We start from the raw sequence: 15,157 nt of genomic DNA on the forward strand, positions 1-15,157 counted from the left end.
CCATCATGGCAAGCGCCGGGCCGGGTGGCCAGCGCGCGTTCAAGAACGGGGCTACCCCAGCAGGCCGCTCCAGTCGACGGGGCCGCCGGTGCCGGCAGGCTTCCGTGCCGCCCGTTTGGGGACAGGCTTGTCTTTCGGCGCCACCGGCTCCGGAAGGGCCGGGCCCCAGGGAAGCGCGAAGGCGGGAACCGGTTCCCCCAGCTGCACACCGTGCGGCGGGACCACCAGCACACCGTCGGCGGCGGCCAGCCCGCGCATCATGCCCGGTCCGGCGTGTTGCGCGGGAGACGCCATGCCGTAGACCAGCCGGAAAGGCATCAGGCGGGTCCTGCCGGGGTCAGGGTCGATCGTGGAGCCGCAGGGCACCTCGGTGACGGGCGGCAACGTCCGGTGTCCCAGCGCCGCGAGGAGCGGAGCGCCGAGGGTTGACAGTGCCATCATGGCCGCGAGGGGGTTGCCCGGGAGCCCGATGATGAACCTGCCGTCGGGCAGTTCAGCCAGCACGGCGGGGTGGCCTGGCCGCATGGCGATGCCGTCGACCAGCAGGCGTCCGCCGAGTTCGGCCACGGAACGCCGCAGGTGGTCGGTCCCGGACCGGCCGGTGCCACCCGTGGTGATGACGACGTCGGCGGGCAGCAGTTCTGCCACCGGGCTCCCGGAAAGCTGCCCGGCGTCACTTTCGTTGAAGGCCTCTGCCGGGTCCGTATCCTCGAGCGCCGCGAGCCATTCGGCGTAACTGTCGCCGATTTTCGTTTCGCCGGCGCAGATCCCGCCGAGCATATCCACCACGCCGGCGAGCTGGGGGCCGAACGTGTCGCGCACCTCGCCCGGCTGCGGGACCCCGGCGGTGACCACCTCGGAGCCGGTGAACACCAGCCGGACCAGCGCTTTGCCCAGGACCGGAAGGGTGTCGTGGCCGGCGAGGGCCGCCAGGGCCAGATGCGCGGGGTTGAGCAGGGTGCCGCGCTTGATCAGGACCTCGCCGGCGGCTGCTTCCTCGGCTGCTTTTCGGATATGTTCGCCGTTTCGGGGCTCTCCGGGTTTGGCGGCCCCGCCGAGTTTCAGGACCGGGAGTCCGTCCTCGTCGGCGGCGATCTCGCCGCTTTCACTGCGCAGTACAGCCTTCGCGCCGGGCGGGATCAGTCCGCCCGTGACGATCGGGCTCGCCTGGTGGGGGGCAAGCCGCTGGCCCGGTTCGGCGAGGATCCAGGGTCCGCTGCCGTTGACGGCCCAGCCGTCCATGGCTGACGAGGCGTAATGCGGCATATCCAGCACCGCTTCCACGTCGGCCGCGAGCTGCCGCCCCAGGGCATCCTTCAGGGCAACGGGTGCAGCAGGGATGGGAGTCGCGCAGTCGAAGGCAAGCTGCCGTGCTTCTTGCCAGGTGTGCGCGGCGTGCCGGTGCGCCGGCCCGGGTTCCGCGTCCGGGACAGCGTCGGCGGAGCGGTCCTCGGGGTCCTCCGGAGTTGCTTCGGCACGGCTAGCAGCGGCGGTGCCGAACGCATGCTCGTCCCCGGCGGCAGCTGCACTGCCGTGAGGGGGTGCAGGTGTCATGCGCCGGATGCTTCGTTGGCTGCGTAATCCTTGGCGAGCTTGCGGGCCACGCCCATGGCGGCCTGCATCGAGACGGCATCCGTGGCTTGGCCGGACCCTGACGCCAGGCCTGCCGCAAAGCCGGCGATGAACGTCGTCAAAGGAGCTGCCGGACGGACCACCGAGTGGGCAGCCACTCCGGCGAGGGCCAGCACCTCGTTCACGTCCACGTCGACGTCCTCCAGCTCCAGGGCCTGAAGCAGGGCACGGCACCAGTCTTCGAGTGTTTCGTCCTGGCTTTTCACCGTTGCCTCCAAAGTCGAATTCAGCTGGGGAGCCCCGGGCCGGATGCCCGAATCATGGCTGACGCGGTCATGGCTGGCGGGCGGGACCGTCACCCCCAAGGCGGAGGCATCGTCCCAGGTATCCACATCATCCGTGGATCCCCCGGGCACGCTGACTTCCCGCAACTCCAGCCTAGCAAGAAGGGTGAACGCCGAGGCATTTTCAAGGGAGCCACCCTGCTCAGCGTCAGCGACGCTCCTTTGTAGCGCGGCTGTGCCATATAAGCCCACGAGCGGCTGCCGGCGGCCGTCAGTGGATACAGCCATCAGCCCGTCACCGGGCGGGGCTCCGGCGGCCGCGTCCAGCAGCGCCCGGACGGCGGCGCCCGCCCGGGGCATGTCGCAGGCGAGAACCAGGGTGAACGGAGGCGCAGGCCGGGGACGGGAGTCCCCTCGCCGGTGCCGCTCCAGCGCGGCGAGCCCCGCCGCGATCGCCGCGGCCGGTCCGGCGAAGGGCGGATCCTCCCGGCAGCTCAGGACGCCTTCCGGCAGCGTCCCCGGATCGGGGCCGACGACGGCCACGGCCGCCGCACCGGCCGCGGCCTGCAGCGAGCGTTCAAGGAGGGTGGCGCCGTCGTGCACCAACCCTGACTTGGGCACTCCCCCCAGCCGGGAGGAGCGGCCCCCGGAAAGAATGACAGCATCGAATTCCACCGGCCCAGCCTAGCGCGGCCTGCATCGAACATCTGGCACCGGGCATCAGGCGCCGGGCTCCTCAGCACCGGACGTCAGGTGTTGAGGAGCCCGGCCCGGACAGGTTCAGGCGGCAGATTCCGGCAGCAGGAAGGGGTCCCAGGCCGGCGTCGGCTTCTCCAGCTCCTTGATCTGCCACGTGGTGCCCTTGGGCGGCGCGGGGCTGAAGCTGAGCTTCCACCCCATTTCGCCCGGGGTATGGTCGCCCTTGGCGTTGTTGCACCGCAGGCAGGCTGCGACGAGGTTTTCCCAGGAGTCCGCACCGCCCCTAGATTTGGGCTGGACATGATCGATGGTGTGCGCCGCCTTGCCGCAGTAGGCGCAGCGGTGCCCGTCACGGCGGAGCACTCCACGGCGGCTGACCGCGGTGATCGTGTTGTACCGGGGCCTGATGTAGCGATTCAGGAGAATCACCGACGGCCGGCCAAGGACGGCCTGCGGACCGACGACAGGATCGTCGCCCTCCGCCACGACACTGGCTTTACCAGTCAGCACAAGGACCAGCGCCCGGCGGAAGGTCACAACCGCCAGCGGTTCATATCCAGCATTCAGAACGAGAGTGCGCATCCGCATACCTCTTCACGGCCGCACCCGCCAGGGGCACGAGGGCCGGCTGCCCTCTGCATGGTCGGGCTATGGATCGACAAAACAAGAGTAAACACCAAGGTGCCGTTTCACCGAATTTTTTTTGCCGGCCGCCGCCCGTGTCGGCAGGAGTTCATGTCGCGGCAACGCAAAGGACCCCTGCCGGGCGGCAGGGGTCCTTTGTGGTGCTAAGAGCTGGTGTCTTTAGCCGCCGACGCGGATGAAGACGGGGCCGGAGCCGACGTTCACGCTCTGGAGGGAGGTGGTCCCGCCGTTCCAGCCGCCGTGAACGGCCATGCCGTTGCCGACGTAAACGGCGATGTGGGCCAGGCCCGAGCCACCATTCTGGTAGTACGCCAGGTCGCCCGGCTGTGCTTCGGCGGCGCTGACGGTGCGGCCGAGGGACAGGTAACCTGCCGGCCAGCCGTGGTAGTTGATGCCCGCAGCGGCCAGCGCGTTCGTGGCGAGTGCGGTGCAGTCCTGGCCAACGCCGATCTGGGCGTAGGCAGCAGCGGCGATCGTGGCGCCCATGCCGCTGGCGACAGCCGGCGCCTTGGTGGCGACAGCTGCGGTTGCGGTTGCGGCGGTGCCGTTGGAGGTCGCGGCGACGCCAACCTTGGCTTCAGCGGCCGCGGGGGCGGCTTCGGGAGCTTCGGGGGTTTCCTGGACCTTCACGACGGGCTTCGGGGCCTCGACGACGGGGGCCGCGGTGGTGGTGACGGCCGGCTTCTCGTAGGAGATCGCGATGGTCGAAGCAGCCGAGATGGTCGCGGGGGCGGCCGACTGGACTTCGAGCGTGGAAGCGGAGGTGGATTCGCGCTGAACGTTGGCCTCAGCAGCGTTGGCTGCGATACCGCTGGTCAGGACGAGGCCGGAAGCTGCAGCGATAACTGCGGCCTGGCGGCCCATGCCGCCGGCGTTGTCGCCGACAGCCTTGGCAATAACGGCCAGCGAGTTGGTCTTGGTGACCTCGGCGCGGTGCCGTGCGATTGCACGAGTAGTCATTAAGTTCTCTCTTTCGTGATCCTGGGTCCGCGCTTTTCAGGCGCGGGCTGAGGACGCTCCGGCATCTTGGGGGTACGCCGGATCGCCCCGAAATGGGTTACTTAGCGAAGGGTGTACTGCGAAGACGCGCCAAAAGCGGGAACTGCGTGCAGGTGCATGGCCTGCGGGCCGGACTCAGTAGTGATTGAGACGGCGGTGTGAGATCCGTTCCGGGCGCCGGCAAGGGCAGCCCGGGAGTCGGATTTCAGCGGGCTCGAAAGAGCCGCGCAAGCGCGGTGGCGCGCAGCATTGTGGCGTGAAGACACGAAAGTAGCCTCTCCCAATGCCTGCGAGGTGAGCTGTCGGATTCGGATGGGAGTCACCCGGCCGCGCTGCTTCCTGGGAAGCTTTGCGACTTAACCCCTAGGTCTTCTTGCGAAGACCAAAATTGGTTCCCCCGCCCCTGCCAGACGATGTAATGCGAACGGACCTTGAGCGGTGGCAGAGCTAGGCAATCCACTCAAGAGCGCCAACTTCGGAAAAGTTGGCGTAGGACAAACGTACAGCAGATGGGGCTCAATGTCACATTCAGATCACGGCGTGTCACAAGAATGCGAGAGCGTCCGATCAGCTTTGTTAGAGCCAGCCGGTGGGGTCAACGACTTCGCCGTTGACCATGACCTCGAAGTGGAGGTGACAGCCCGTGGAGGCGCCGGTGGTGCCGCTCATGGCGACGACATCGCCGCGGGAGACCTGCTGGCCCACGCTCACGCTGGCTGAAGACAAGTGGTTGTACGTGGTCTCCAGGCCGTTGCCGTGGTCGATCACCACGCGGTTGCCGCCACCGTAGGGGTGCCAGCCGGTGAAGGTCACGGTACCGCTGGCCGCTGCAAGGACGCCGGTGCCGCACTGGGCGGAGTAGTCCTGGCCGCGGTGGAATTCGCCGGAGCCGCCGGTGATGGGGCTGACGCGGTACCCGAACGGCGAGGCGGTTTTCAGCTGCGCCAGCGGTGCGCCCAGGCTGCCTGCGGAGGCGGCCCGGCTGATCGAATCCACGGACTGGGCGCTCAGCAACTGCTTGAGCTTTCCGTCCGGGTCACCCTTGGTGGTGACGGCCGTTCGGTTGAAGTCGATTTTTGCTTCGGAGGCCGTGACGTCCGGCTGCACTGCTGCCGGGACGGGTCCGGAAGGGGTTCCGGTGTCTGTGGCCATGACGGGACCCGTGGCGGGGACGGTCACGGTGAGGACCAGGCCCGCGGAGGCCAAGGCGATGCCGGCCTTTTGCCCCACGCCACTGGCGGCGGCAAAGTCTGTCACCTGGCGGAACGGGCTGCGGCGGCCTCTGCGTTCGTCACGGTGCGCGTCACGCGGGCGGTCTGCCATAACGGCGACGGCCGGACGCGGCTCCGGAGCGGGACCGGTCGCACGGCGGCGGCCCCTGGCGGTCTGGGTGGTCAAGAACGGTTCCTCTCTGGAGAGCCTGCGAAGTTAGCTGTCGGATTCGGGTCAGAGAGATCAAAGACCCGGTCCGCCGTAGCAAGCATCCAGACACAGGGGCATCCAAAGAGGTCCCTCGTGGTGTGTGCTTGCCGCTGACGGACTTCACCCCAAGGCTGCATAACAGCCGGAAGTGGTTCCCCCGCCCCTGCCAGGAGGTGACGCTGCTACTGATCCGCTGGCAGAGCTCGGCTTCGGATCAGATAACGCTTTGGTATCGGTACTAGTGTTTAACTATAGGCGATTAAGCCATCCAGAGATAAATCCGTTATCGGACTGTGCACAACTCGTGGGACGTCCGACGAGCAGCCCGCTTAGGGCGGATTAACCGACCGTAACAAAGACGTGGGCCGCAACCTCGGGCGGGAGCTCCAGGGCGCCTTCGATATCCGGCACCCGGACTGAGATGTACTCCCCCACCCGTTCCAGCGACACCAAAGCGCCGGGACGGATGCCGCCTTCATCGAGCTGGACCAGCAGTTCGGGCTCCACCTGAATGGGCTCGGCAAGCCGGTTGACCCTGACCCGCGACTCCGGGCCGTAGCCGGCCATGGCTTCGAGCAGGTTCACCACGCCGTCCGCATAAGGCCGGGAAGGCAGGCCGCCCAGTTCCGCAAGGCCCGGAATCGGGTTGCCGTAGGGTGACACGGTGGGGTGATTGAGCAGTTCGAAGATCCGACGTTCCACCCGCTCGCTCATCACGTGTTCCCAGCGGCAGGCTTCCTCATGCACATAGGCCCAGTCCAGGCCGATGACGTCCGCCAGCAACCGCTCGGCGAGCCGGTGCTTGCGCATGACTTCAATGGCACGTTTACGGCCGGTTTCCGTCAGTTCAAGGTGCCGGTCACCGGAAACAACCACCAGGCCGTCGCGCTCCATACGGCCGACGGTCTGGGAAACAGTGGGACCCGAGTGGCGCAGCCGTTCGGCGATGCGGGCGCGGAGGGCGACGATGTTTTCTTCTTCAAGTTCCAGAATGGTCCGGAGATACATTTCGGTTGTATCGATCAGGTCCGTCATTCAGCTCAGCTCCTCGAGCGCCGTCTTGCGTATTCCCACCGTACCGCGTGTTGCCTGCGCCCCGGCGGGGTCCCCCGTACGTTCGCAGGTCAGCTTAGCCTATTTTGAATTACTCCGGATAATCTCACTGACCGGACTATGACGGCCGCTTTTGCCTCCACCACCGGGCGGTCAGGCAGAATGAAACGACAGGCTCAGCGGCGGCCACCCTGCCGGGCCGCTTCCCGAGCCACCACCTGTACCAGCCGAAAATTGGAGCCCCTGTGAGCGACACCAGCGTCACGATTCCCGCAAACCTCCTTCCGAAGGATGGCCGCTTCGGCGCCGGGCCGTCCAAGGTCCGCCCGGAACAGATGGAAGCCCTCGCCGCGGCTTCGGGGCTGCTGGGAACGTCGCACCGCCAGGCGCCGGTGAAGAACCTTGTGGGATCGGTCCGGACCGGGCTTAGCCAGTTCTTCCGCGCGCCCGATGGCTATGAGGTCATCCTTGGCGTGGGCGGGTCCACCGCGTTCTGGGACGTTGCCAGCTTCGGACTGGTCGAGGACAAGGCACAGCATTTGTCCTTCGGCGAGTTTGGCTCAAAATTCGCCTCCGCCACCAACAAGGCGCCGTTCCTCGCGGACTCCTCCATCATCACGTCCGAGCCGGGAACCCGGCCGGTAGCCCGGGCTGAGGCCGGCGTCGACGTCTACGCCTGGCCGCAGAACGAAACGTCCACCGGCGTGGCCGCTCCGGTCCGGCGTGTGGCGGGCGCCGACGCCGGTTCCCTGGTCCTGGTTGATGCCACCTCGGCTGCCGGCGGGCTGGACGTCGACGTCGCTGAGGCGGACGTCTACTACTTTGCACCGCAGAAGAACTTCGCCTCCGACGGCGGCCTGTGGCTTGGCCTGTTCTCCCCGGCAGCGCTGGAACGCGCCGCACGGATCAAGGCCAGCGGGCGCTGGATCCCGGACTTCCTGGACCTCCAGACGGCCATCGACAACTCGCGGCTGAACCAGACCTATAACACCCCCGCACTGGCAACGCTCGTCACCCTCGATGCCCAGGTGCAGTGGCTGAACGGCAATGGCGGCCTGGACTTCGCCTCGGCCCGGACCGCGGACTCGGCGGGCCGGATCTACCGCTGGGCCGAGGCCTCGGAGTACGCCACCCCGTTCGTGGCACAGGCCGAGGACCGCTCCAACGTCATCGCGACGATCGACTTCGACGACTCCATTGACGCGGCGGCGATCGCCAAGGTGCTCCGTGCCAACGGCATCGTGGACACCGAGCCCTACCGCAAGCTGGGCCGCAACCAGCTCCGCATCGCAACGTTCGTCGCGATCGAACCCGATGATGTCTCGGCGCTGCTGGAATGCATTGACTTCGTGGTGGGCGAGCTGAAGAAGTAGCTTCCTGCGCTGGCGCTGCAGCGTCAGCGCTTGACGGCGTCGCCCGGTGTTAATCCCGGGCGGCGCCGTCTGCGTCGGGGCCGGCTCCGCCCGGTCCGATGGGTCCGCCCGGGCCGGCGGACACCACGCGGAAGTGCCGCAGCCCGCGGGCGCGGCGGTCGAACCGAATCCGCAGCTGCTTGGCCCGGATGATCCACACCAGTCCGATCAGGGCAGCGATCAGGCCGGCAGCCGCCGCAACGCTCATGGACCAGCGGGGGCCCGCAACGTTCGCGACCCATCCCACGAACGGCGCCCCGATGGGCGTGCCGCCCATGAAGATCGCCATGTAGAGCGCCATCACCCGGCCGCGCATCACGGGATCTGTGGTCGTCTGGACGTAGCCGTTGGCGCTGGTCATCATCGTGATGGCGAAGAGTCCCACCGGGACCAGCGCCACGCCGAACCAGAAGTAGCTGGGGGCCAGCGCCGCGATGCCGGAGGCCACGCCGAAGGCCCCGGCAGCCCCGAAGATGATCCGCAGCCTGGGTTTCTGGCGGCCGGCGGACAGCAGCGCGCCGGCCACGGAGCCGATGGCCATAATGGAGTTCATCAGCCCGAAGGCGCTGGCATCCAGGCCGAATTCCGTTCCCACCATGGCCGCAATGAACAGGACGAAGTTCAGGCCCAGGGTGCCCACGATGAAGACCGCGACCAGCACCACCACGATGTCGGGCCGGAACCGCACATAGCGCAGCCCCTCGCGGATCCTGCCCTTCCCGGCCGGTGCCCGGGGCAGGCTGCGCAACGAGGCAGTCGGAATTTTCCACAGGCTCAGCAGCAGCGCCACGAAGGTCAGGGTGTTGATCAGGAAGACCCAGCCGGGACCCACCGCGACGGTGAGGATGCCCGCAACCGCGGGGCCGATCATGCGGGCCACGTTGAAGGAGGCGCTGTTGAGGGCCACCGCGTTGGGCAGGTAGTCGTCGCGGACCAATTCGGAGACGAAGGTCTGGCGCACGGGGGCATCCAGGGCGGAAACAACGCCCAGCAGCAGCGCGAATGCGTAAACATGCCACAGTTGCGCGGCCCCGGTAACCACCAGGATGCCGAGGGCTGCACTCAGCACCGCCATCGCGGACTGGGTCATGACCAGCAGGTGCTTGCGGTTGTACCGGTCGGCAACCAGTCCGGCCACAGGAGCCAGGAAGAGCTGGGGGCCAAGCTGCAGGGCCATGGTGATGCCCATGGCCCCGGCGTCGTGTTCGGTCAGGTGGTCAAAGACCAGCCAGTCCTGGGCAGTGCGCTGCATCCAGGTTCCGATGTTGGAAATGATCGCGCCGATGAACCAGATCCGGTAGTTCAGGATGTGCAGGGATCTGAAGGTGGACGTCATGACCAGCCCTCATTCTGCAACGCCCCTGATGGTTCCAACCGCTAGTCAGCCTCCGTTGCGGTCGGCTCGCCTTCCGGAGCATCTCCGGTGCCGGCGTCATCGACATCGTCGGCGTCGTACTCGGCGCCGGCACCATCCGCGTTGCCGTCGGCGTCGTCGGAGTCGTCTTCCGGTGCGTCGTCAGCGTCGGTGGACGCCGCTGCGTCGTCAGCGTCGGTGGACGCCGCTGCGGCGGCGTTGTCGGCGTCGTTCTCCGTTCCGGCTGCATCACTCGCGGCCTCCCGGGGAGCTGCGCCTGCGGCGGCCTGGAGTTCCTCGTCGCCCTGTTCATCGCCGGGGCGGACCCGTTCTGCCCACGGAATCCATTCGGGCGCCAGGATCGAGTCTTCGGAGGGCAGCAGACCCAGCTCGTCGACCGTAACCTCCTTGGACCTCGAGTTCCGGGTCAGCACGGCGTACCACTGCCATCCGCCGTAGCCGGGCAGCTTTGACTCGAAAAGGTGTGTGACCAGGCGGTCGCCTTCGCTCTTGGCCGCCAGGTGCCGGCCGATCTGCTCCGCGGGGGCGATGCCCTCAATGGCGGCACGCGCGACGTCGACGGCGGCAGCCAGGAAGGCATCCGGCTTGCCGGTACGCCAGACGGGGACCCCGGCGCGCGGCTTGGGGCCCCGCTTGGTTCCGGCTTTCTTGTCCCCGGCGGCGCTGCTTCCCACGGCTGTGGGCTCGGTCTGATCAGTCTCCGGAGTCATCAGGGAGCCTTACGCGTCCAGCTCGTCGGCAACCTTACGCAGGGCGACGGCGATCGCCTTGCCCTTGTTGCCTTCCGGGTACTTGCCCGCGGACAGCGTTCCGGACAGGTTGTCCAGTACGGTGACGAGGTCCTGCACCAGCGGTGCCAGGTCCTTCGCGCTGGGCCGCTTGGCCTTGGCGATGGACGGTGTTTTGTCCAGCACGCGCAGGCCCAGGGCCTGGGCGCCCTTGCGGCCGTCGGCCACACCGAATTCAACGCGGGTGCCGGCTTTGAGCTCGGTTACGCCTTCCGGCAGCGCGGACTTCGGCAGGAAGACTTCCTGACCGTCCTCGCCCGCGAGGAATCCGAAGCCCTTGTCCTTGTCATACCACTTGACCTTGCCGGTAGGCACGTAATCAACCCTCTTCGTTCTGCTGGTGACACAGCCGGCGGTCACCGCATCCGCATTGATATGCGGGTTCAGGGTATGACTGCCCGGACCGTGTTGGTCTGTTCCCTCAAGGTTATCCTGCCTTGCCCATTTTGACCGTTTGGGGCGCGGACCAAGCCGGACTGTTAGCGTTAGCTCCATGACTCCATTGCGCTTCCGGCGGCCGCTGCTGATCGTCGCGGCCGTGGCCGCCGTACTGTCCCTCGCGGCCGTCGGCGTCGTGATGGCAATGGCCTTCAACAATGCCGTGTCGCCGGTGTGGATCACCTCCACGGCCCTCTATGGGCTGCCCGTGGCGTTCCTGCTGATGCTGTTGCTCGTGATCGACGGCGTGGCAGCACGCCGCCGGACGCGGGGCCCGGACGAAAGGTAGCCTTGCACTGATGTCCCTTATCCGCGCGCTCAGCAAGGAACTGCAGGCACGCAGCGATGATTCGTTGCGGGCCTTGTTCACCGCGCGGCCGGACCTCATGAGCCCCGGCGTGCCGGACTTCGCAGCCCTCGCCGCGCGGGCCAGCGGCCGGGTCAGCGTGCAGCGCGCTTTGGAACGGCTCAACCGCCCGGAAATGCAGGTCCTTGAGACCCTGCACCTTTGCACCAACACGGACACCGGGCACAGTGCCTCCGCGGCAATGCTGAAGAAGCTGATCAACGGCTCCACGCTGGCCTCGATTGAAAAGATGCTGCAGTCCCTGCAGGAACTGGCGCTGGTCCACCGGGCGGAACCCCCGCACGGCGCCCCGGCCGCCGGCCCGAAGCAGCGGTATTACCTGCCGGTCGGCAGCCTCAAAGACGTGATCGGCATCTATCCGGCCGGGCTGGGACGCAGCTACACCGAGCTTGTGCGGCTCCAGCCGGCCTTTGCGCAGCGCGTCGTCCAGCTGGTCGGCGAACTGCACCGCAGTGGCGCGGCGGTCTCACCCGCGACAACGCCGATGGAGGCCGCCCTGTCGCTGCAGCACTGGACGGCCACGCCGGAATCCCTCCGGCAGATTTTGGACACCGCCCCGGAGCGCACCGCAGCGCTCCTGGCACGGTTCGGGAACTGGGCCATGGGCGCCGTTCCCCAGGCCCAGCGCCGCGCGTCCGTGCTGCACGAGGCCGCCGACGTCGGGCCGGTGGACTGGCTCCTCGCCCGCGGACTGCTGGTTCCGCTGGACGCCGCCCACGTGGAGCTGCCGCACAGCGTCGGCGTTTCCCTGCGCGGCGGCTTTGTCATCGAGAAGTTCGCCCTGACTCCCCCGGTCCCGCGGCTGGGGTCCACTTCTGCGGCGCTGCGCCGCAACGCCGCCCTGGGCGCGATCGCGGAGACCCTGCGGCTGGTCGGAGAACTGCTCCATGTGGTCCAGGAACAGCCCCTCGTCACCCTGCGCAGCGGCGGCGTGGGCGTCCGGGAGTTGAAGCGCCTGGCGGAGGGGCTCCGGCTCGAGGTGCACGACGCCGGTGTGCTGGCGGAAATGTGCGCCCTGGCCGGGCTCATCCGCCTGGACGTGGACAGTTCCGCCTGGGTCCAGCCCCCGCAGCTGGAGTGGCTGACGCTTCCCCGGCAGGAGCAGTGGCTCTGGCTGGTCAACGCCTGGCTCGCCAGCGAGCGGGCGCCCTCCCTCGTCGGGCAGCCGGTCAACGGCCAGGCCACCGTCCCTGCCGTCCACCGCGGCGCTGCGGTCAGCACCATCAACGCGCTCTCGGCCGAAGCCCAGCGCCCGGACGCTCCGGTGGTCCGGAAACGGATCCTCGAAATCCTGGCTGAACTGACCCGGGAGGCCGCCGCCGCGGACGGGCAGGCGCCGGTCCTGGACGCCGCGGCCGTGTTGGAGCGGGCCGACTGGACCCAGCCGAGGATGGCCCGGCGTTTCAGTTCCCTCATCCGGGGAGTCCTGGCCGAGGCCGAGATGCTGGGGCTGATCGGCTCGGGCGCGCTCAGCCAGATCGGGGCGGCGATTGCCGACGAGCAGCCCGACGAGGCGATGGGAATCCTGGGCGAACACCTGCCGGCAGCCCTGAACCACGTGCTGCTCCAGGCGGACCTCACGGCCGTGGCCCCCGGCTACCTCGCACCGGACCTGACCGAAAAGCTCCTCACCATGGCCGACGCCGAAGGCCAGGGCCCCGCCACGATCTACCGGTTCTCGACCGCCTCGGTCCGGCGCGCGCTCGACGCGGGCCAGGATGCCCAAGCCATGCTGGAGTTCCTGGGCCTGCACTCGGCAACGGCCATCCCCCAGCCGCTGAAATACCTGATCGAGGACACCGCCGCCCGCCATGCCAGGCTGCGGGTGGGCGCTGCCGCGAGCTTCATCCAGAGCGACGACGAATCGGCCCTGCTCGAACTGCTCAACACTCCCGGCGCCTCCGGCCTGGGCCTGGTCCGGCTTGCACCCACCGTGCTGGTCTCGCACGCGGCCCCGCGCGACACGGCTCACGTCCTCCGGAGCCTGGGGTTGTCCCCGTCAGTGGAGGAGTCCGAGGCCGGCGGCATCCGGCTGCGCCGCACCACAGCGGTGCCCGGCAGCGCCCGGCCGGTCTACAGCGCCCCGCGCACGGCCCCTCCGGACGCCGACGTCGACGCCCAGCTGGCCGTGCTGCGCAGCGAACGGCCCGCCGCGGGCGCCGCCGTCGGGCATCCCGCCGCGGCACCCGGCAGCGAGGAGGCCACCCAGCTGGGACTGGAAACCCTGCAGAAGGCGATACGGCTCAAACAGCGTGTGGTGATGAACGTCGTCGACGGCCTGGGGAATGCCGTGCGGGAGACGGTTGTTCCGGTAGCTGTGAACGGTGGGCGGGTCCGGGTGTTCGATCCGGACAAGGAAACCGAACGCGTCCTGTCCATCCACCGGATTATCGACGTAGAAGCCGCAGAGGAATTGCTCCAGTGACCGACGGACCGCTGATCGTCCAGAGTGACAAAACCATCCTGCTCGAAGTTGACCACGAACTGGCCACCGAAGCACGCCATGCCATCGCCGCGTTCGCCGAACTGGAACGCGCCCCCGAGCACGTGCACAGCTACCGGCTGACGCCGCTGGGCCTCTGGAACGCCCGGGCCGCCGGGCTCGACGCCGAAAAAGTGCTGGATACGCTGCTGAAGTACTCCCGATTCCCCGTGCCGCATTCCCTGCTGATCGACGTCGAAGAGACCATGTCCCGGTACGGCCGGCTCCGGCTCGAAAAAGACCCCCAGCACGGCCTGGTCATGCGCACCTCCGACTATCCGGTCCTGGAGGAAGTCAGCCGCGCCAAGAAAATCGCCCCCTTGCTGGGCCCAAGGATCGACGGCGAGACCGTGGTGGTGCACTCCTCCCAGCGCGGCCAGCTCAAGCAGCTGCTGCTGAAAATCGGCTGGCCGGCCGAGGACCTGGCCGGCTACGTCGACGGCACGCCGCACCCCATCATGCTCGACGAGTCCGGCTGGAAGCTCCGCCCCTACCAGCAGCTGGCGATGGAGAACTTCTGGGCCGGCGGCAGCGGCGTCGTCGTGCTCCCCTGCGGTGCCGGCAAAACCCTGGTGGGTGCCGCCGCGATGGCCACCAGCTCCACCACGACGCTGATCCTGGTGACCAACACGGTGTCCGCCCGGCAGTGGAAGGACGAACTGCTTAAGCGGACTTCCCTCACCGAGGAGGAGATCGGCGAATACTCCGGCTCCGTCAAAGAGGTCCGGCCCGTCACGATCGCCACCTACCAGGTCCTGACCACCAAACGAGGCGGGCTCTACCCCCATCTGGAGCTGGTGGACGGCAACGACTGGGGGCTCATCATCTATGACGAGGTCCATCTCCTGCCCGCGCCGATCTTCCGGATGACCGCGGATTTGCAGGCGCGCCGCCGGCTCGGCCTCACCGCCACGCTGGTCCGTGAAGACGGCCGCGAGGGCGAGGTCTTCAGCCTGATCGGGCCGAAGCGCTACGACGCGCCGTGGAAGGACATCGAGGCGCAGGGCTACATCGCGCCGGCCGACTGCGTCGAGGTCCGCATCGACCTGCCCCGCGACGAACGCGTGGCCTACGCGATGGCCGAGGACGCGGACAAATACCGGCTGTGCGCCACGTCAGAGTCCAAGACCCTGGTGGTGGAACAGCTCGTCGCCGAGCACGCGGGCGAGCAGCTGCTGGTGATCGGCCAGTACATCGACCAGCTGGACGAGATCGGCGAGCGCCTGCAGGCGCCGGTGATCAAGGGCGACACCTCCGTCAAGGAACGCCAGAAGCTCTTTGATGCTTTCCGCGCCGGCGACGTGCAGACACTGGTGGTGTCCAAGGTCGCGAACTTCTCCATCGACCTGCCCGAAGCCTCTGTCGCGATCCAGGTCTCGGGCTCCTTCGGCTCCCGGCAGGAAGAGGCGCAGCGCCTCGGCCGGCTTTTGCGGCCCAAGAAAGACGGCCGCGCCGCACGCTTCTACTCACTGGTGGCCAGGGACACGCTGGATCAGGACTTCGCGGCCAAGCGCCAGCGCTTCCTCGCCGAACAGGGGTACGCCTACCGGATCATGGATGCCAAGGACGTCGGGACCAGCTCGCCCACCGACTGATCGGCTGCACACCCCGGGCGGGGCGC

General features: G+C 68.0%; 13 protein-coding genes and 2 riboswitches. Of the genes, 4 read left to right on the forward strand and 9 right to left on the reverse strand.

The genetic code is table 11. From position 1 onward, the window contains the following. Nucleotides 1-51: 51 nt before the first annotated feature. The 6 genes from FS787_RS13845 to FS787_RS13875 form a co-directional block, all read right to left on the reverse strand. The gene (locus tag FS787_RS13845; RefSeq protein ID WP_144673130.1) at nucleotides 52-1,554 is read right to left on the reverse strand and encodes a molybdopterin-binding protein; all 1,503 of its coding nucleotides are present in this window, start codon (nucleotides 1,552-1,554) and stop codon (nucleotides 52-54) included. Next, nucleotides 1,551-2,531 (reverse strand): DUF6457 domain-containing protein, encoded by a 981-nt coding sequence (locus FS787_RS13850; RefSeq protein WP_144673132.1) that lies wholly within the window; start codon nucleotides 2,529-2,531, stop codon nucleotides 1,551-1,553. The genes FS787_RS13845 and FS787_RS13850 overlap by 4 nt, the downstream gene beginning before the upstream one ends. A 105-nt stretch (nucleotides 2,532-2,636) precedes the next feature. Beyond that, nucleotides 2,637-3,137 (reverse strand): HNH endonuclease, encoded by a 501-nt coding sequence (locus FS787_RS13855; protein ID WP_144673134.1) that lies wholly within the window; start codon nucleotides 3,135-3,137, stop codon nucleotides 2,637-2,639. A 222-nt stretch (nucleotides 3,138-3,359) separates the two neighbouring features. After that, complete coding sequence (locus FS787_RS13860; RefSeq protein WP_144673136.1) at nucleotides 3,360-4,160, reverse strand: NlpC/P60 family protein; 801 nt, start codon at nucleotides 4,158-4,160, stop codon at nucleotides 3,360-3,362. Nucleotides 4,161-4,469: 309 nt separating this feature from the next. After that, a riboswitch (cyclic di-AMP (ydaO/yuaA leader) is annotated at nucleotides 4,470-4,653 on the reverse strand. Nucleotides 4,654-4,775: 122 nt separating this feature from the next. Continuing rightward, the gene (locus FS787_RS13870; RefSeq protein ID WP_144673138.1) at nucleotides 4,776-5,597 is read right to left on the reverse strand and encodes a M23 family metallopeptidase; all 822 of its coding nucleotides are present in this window, start codon (nucleotides 5,595-5,597) and stop codon (nucleotides 4,776-4,778) included. A gap of 4 nt (nucleotides 5,598-5,601) precedes the next feature. Continuing rightward, nucleotides 5,602-5,840, reverse strand: a riboswitch (cyclic di-AMP (ydaO/yuaA leader). 120 nt (nucleotides 5,841-5,960) lie between these two features. Beyond that, complete coding sequence (locus tag FS787_RS13875) at nucleotides 5,961-6,656, reverse strand: metal-dependent transcriptional regulator (RefSeq protein WP_144673140.1); 696 nt, start codon at nucleotides 6,654-6,656, stop codon at nucleotides 5,961-5,963. A gap of 263 nt (nucleotides 6,657-6,919) precedes the next feature. Between FS787_RS13875 and serC the strand changes: the two genes are divergently transcribed. Then, nucleotides 6,920-8,047 carry a phosphoserine transaminase gene (gene serC, locus FS787_RS13880; RefSeq protein WP_144673142.1) on the forward strand — a complete coding sequence of 376 codons (1,128 nt, stop codon included), beginning with the start codon at nucleotides 6,920-6,922 and terminating at the stop codon, nucleotides 8,045-8,047. A gap of 49 nt (nucleotides 8,048-8,096) precedes the next feature. On the opposite strand, the gene FS787_RS13885 is transcribed toward serC, so the two are convergent. Genes FS787_RS13885 through FS787_RS13895 form a run of 3 tightly spaced genes read right to left on the reverse strand, consistent with a single transcriptional unit; the run spans nucleotide 8,097 to nucleotide 10,564 of the window. After that, nucleotides 8,097-9,422, reverse strand: coding sequence for an MFS transporter (locus FS787_RS13885; protein ID WP_144673144.1), 1,326 nt, complete (start codon nucleotides 9,420-9,422; stop codon nucleotides 8,097-8,099). A gap of 41 nt (nucleotides 9,423-9,463) precedes the next feature. Continuing rightward, the gene (locus tag FS787_RS13890) at nucleotides 9,464-10,171 is read right to left on the reverse strand and encodes a DUF3027 domain-containing protein (protein WP_144673146.1); all 708 of its coding nucleotides are present in this window, start codon (nucleotides 10,169-10,171) and stop codon (nucleotides 9,464-9,466) included. A 9-nt stretch (nucleotides 10,172-10,180) separates the two neighbouring features. Beyond that, entirely contained in the window at nucleotides 10,181-10,564 is a 384-nt protein-coding gene (locus FS787_RS13895; RefSeq protein ID WP_056426482.1) for a cold-shock protein, read from the reverse strand. Between the two features lie 178 nt (nucleotides 10,565-10,742). Between FS787_RS13895 and FS787_RS13900 the strand changes: the two genes are divergently transcribed. Genes FS787_RS13900 through FS787_RS13910 form a run of 3 tightly spaced genes read left to right on the forward strand, consistent with a single transcriptional unit; the run spans nucleotide 10,743 to nucleotide 15,131 of the window. Next, nucleotides 10,743-10,976 carry a hypothetical protein gene (locus tag FS787_RS13900; RefSeq protein WP_144673147.1) on the forward strand — a complete coding sequence of 78 codons (234 nt, stop codon included), beginning with the start codon at nucleotides 10,743-10,745 and terminating at the stop codon, nucleotides 10,974-10,976. 10 nt (nucleotides 10,977-10,986) lie between these two features. After that, on the forward strand, nucleotides 10,987-13,479 hold the full coding sequence (locus FS787_RS13905; protein ID WP_144673149.1) for a helicase-associated domain-containing protein: 2,493 nt from the start codon (nucleotides 10,987-10,989) through the stop codon (nucleotides 13,477-13,479). Continuing rightward, entirely contained in the window at nucleotides 13,476-15,131 is a 1,656-nt protein-coding gene (locus FS787_RS13910; protein ID WP_144673151.1) for a DNA repair helicase XPB, read from the forward strand. Before FS787_RS13905 ends, FS787_RS13910 begins: the two co-directional genes overlap by 4 nt. Nucleotides 15,132-15,157 lie beyond the last annotated feature (26 nt).

The organism is Arthrobacter sp. U41 (assembly GCF_007679325.1).
In the GTDB taxonomy this organism is placed as follows: Bacteria; Actinomycetota; Actinomycetes; order Actinomycetales; family Micrococcaceae; genus Arthrobacter.

Coding starts and splice junctions, on each gene's coding strand:
- FS787_RS13905 (WP_144673149.1), top strand. CDS start 10,987: ATGTCCCTTATCCGCGCGCTCAGCAAGGAACTGCAGGCACGCAGCGAT.
- FS787_RS13875 (WP_144673140.1), bottom strand. CDS start 6,656: ATGACGGACCTGATCGATACAACCGAAATGTATCTCCGGACCATTCTG.
- FS787_RS13855 (WP_144673134.1), bottom strand. CDS start 3,137: ATGCGCACTCTCGTTCTGAATGCTGGATATGAACCGCTGGCGGTTGTG.
- FS787_RS13885 (WP_144673144.1), bottom strand. CDS start 9,422: ATGACGTCCACCTTCAGATCCCTGCACATCCTGAACTACCGGATCTGG.
- FS787_RS13900 (WP_144673147.1), top strand. CDS start 10,743: ATGACTCCATTGCGCTTCCGGCGGCCGCTGCTGATCGTCGCGGCCGTG.
- FS787_RS13890 (WP_144673146.1), bottom strand. CDS start 10,171: ATGACTCCGGAGACTGATCAGACCGAGCCCACAGCCGTGGGAAGCAGC.
- FS787_RS13845 (WP_144673130.1), bottom strand. CDS start 1,554: ATGACACCTGCACCCCCTCACGGCAGTGCAGCTGCCGCCGGGGACGAG.
- FS787_RS13860 (WP_144673136.1), bottom strand. CDS start 4,160: ATGACTACTCGTGCAATCGCACGGCACCGCGCCGAGGTCACCAAGACC.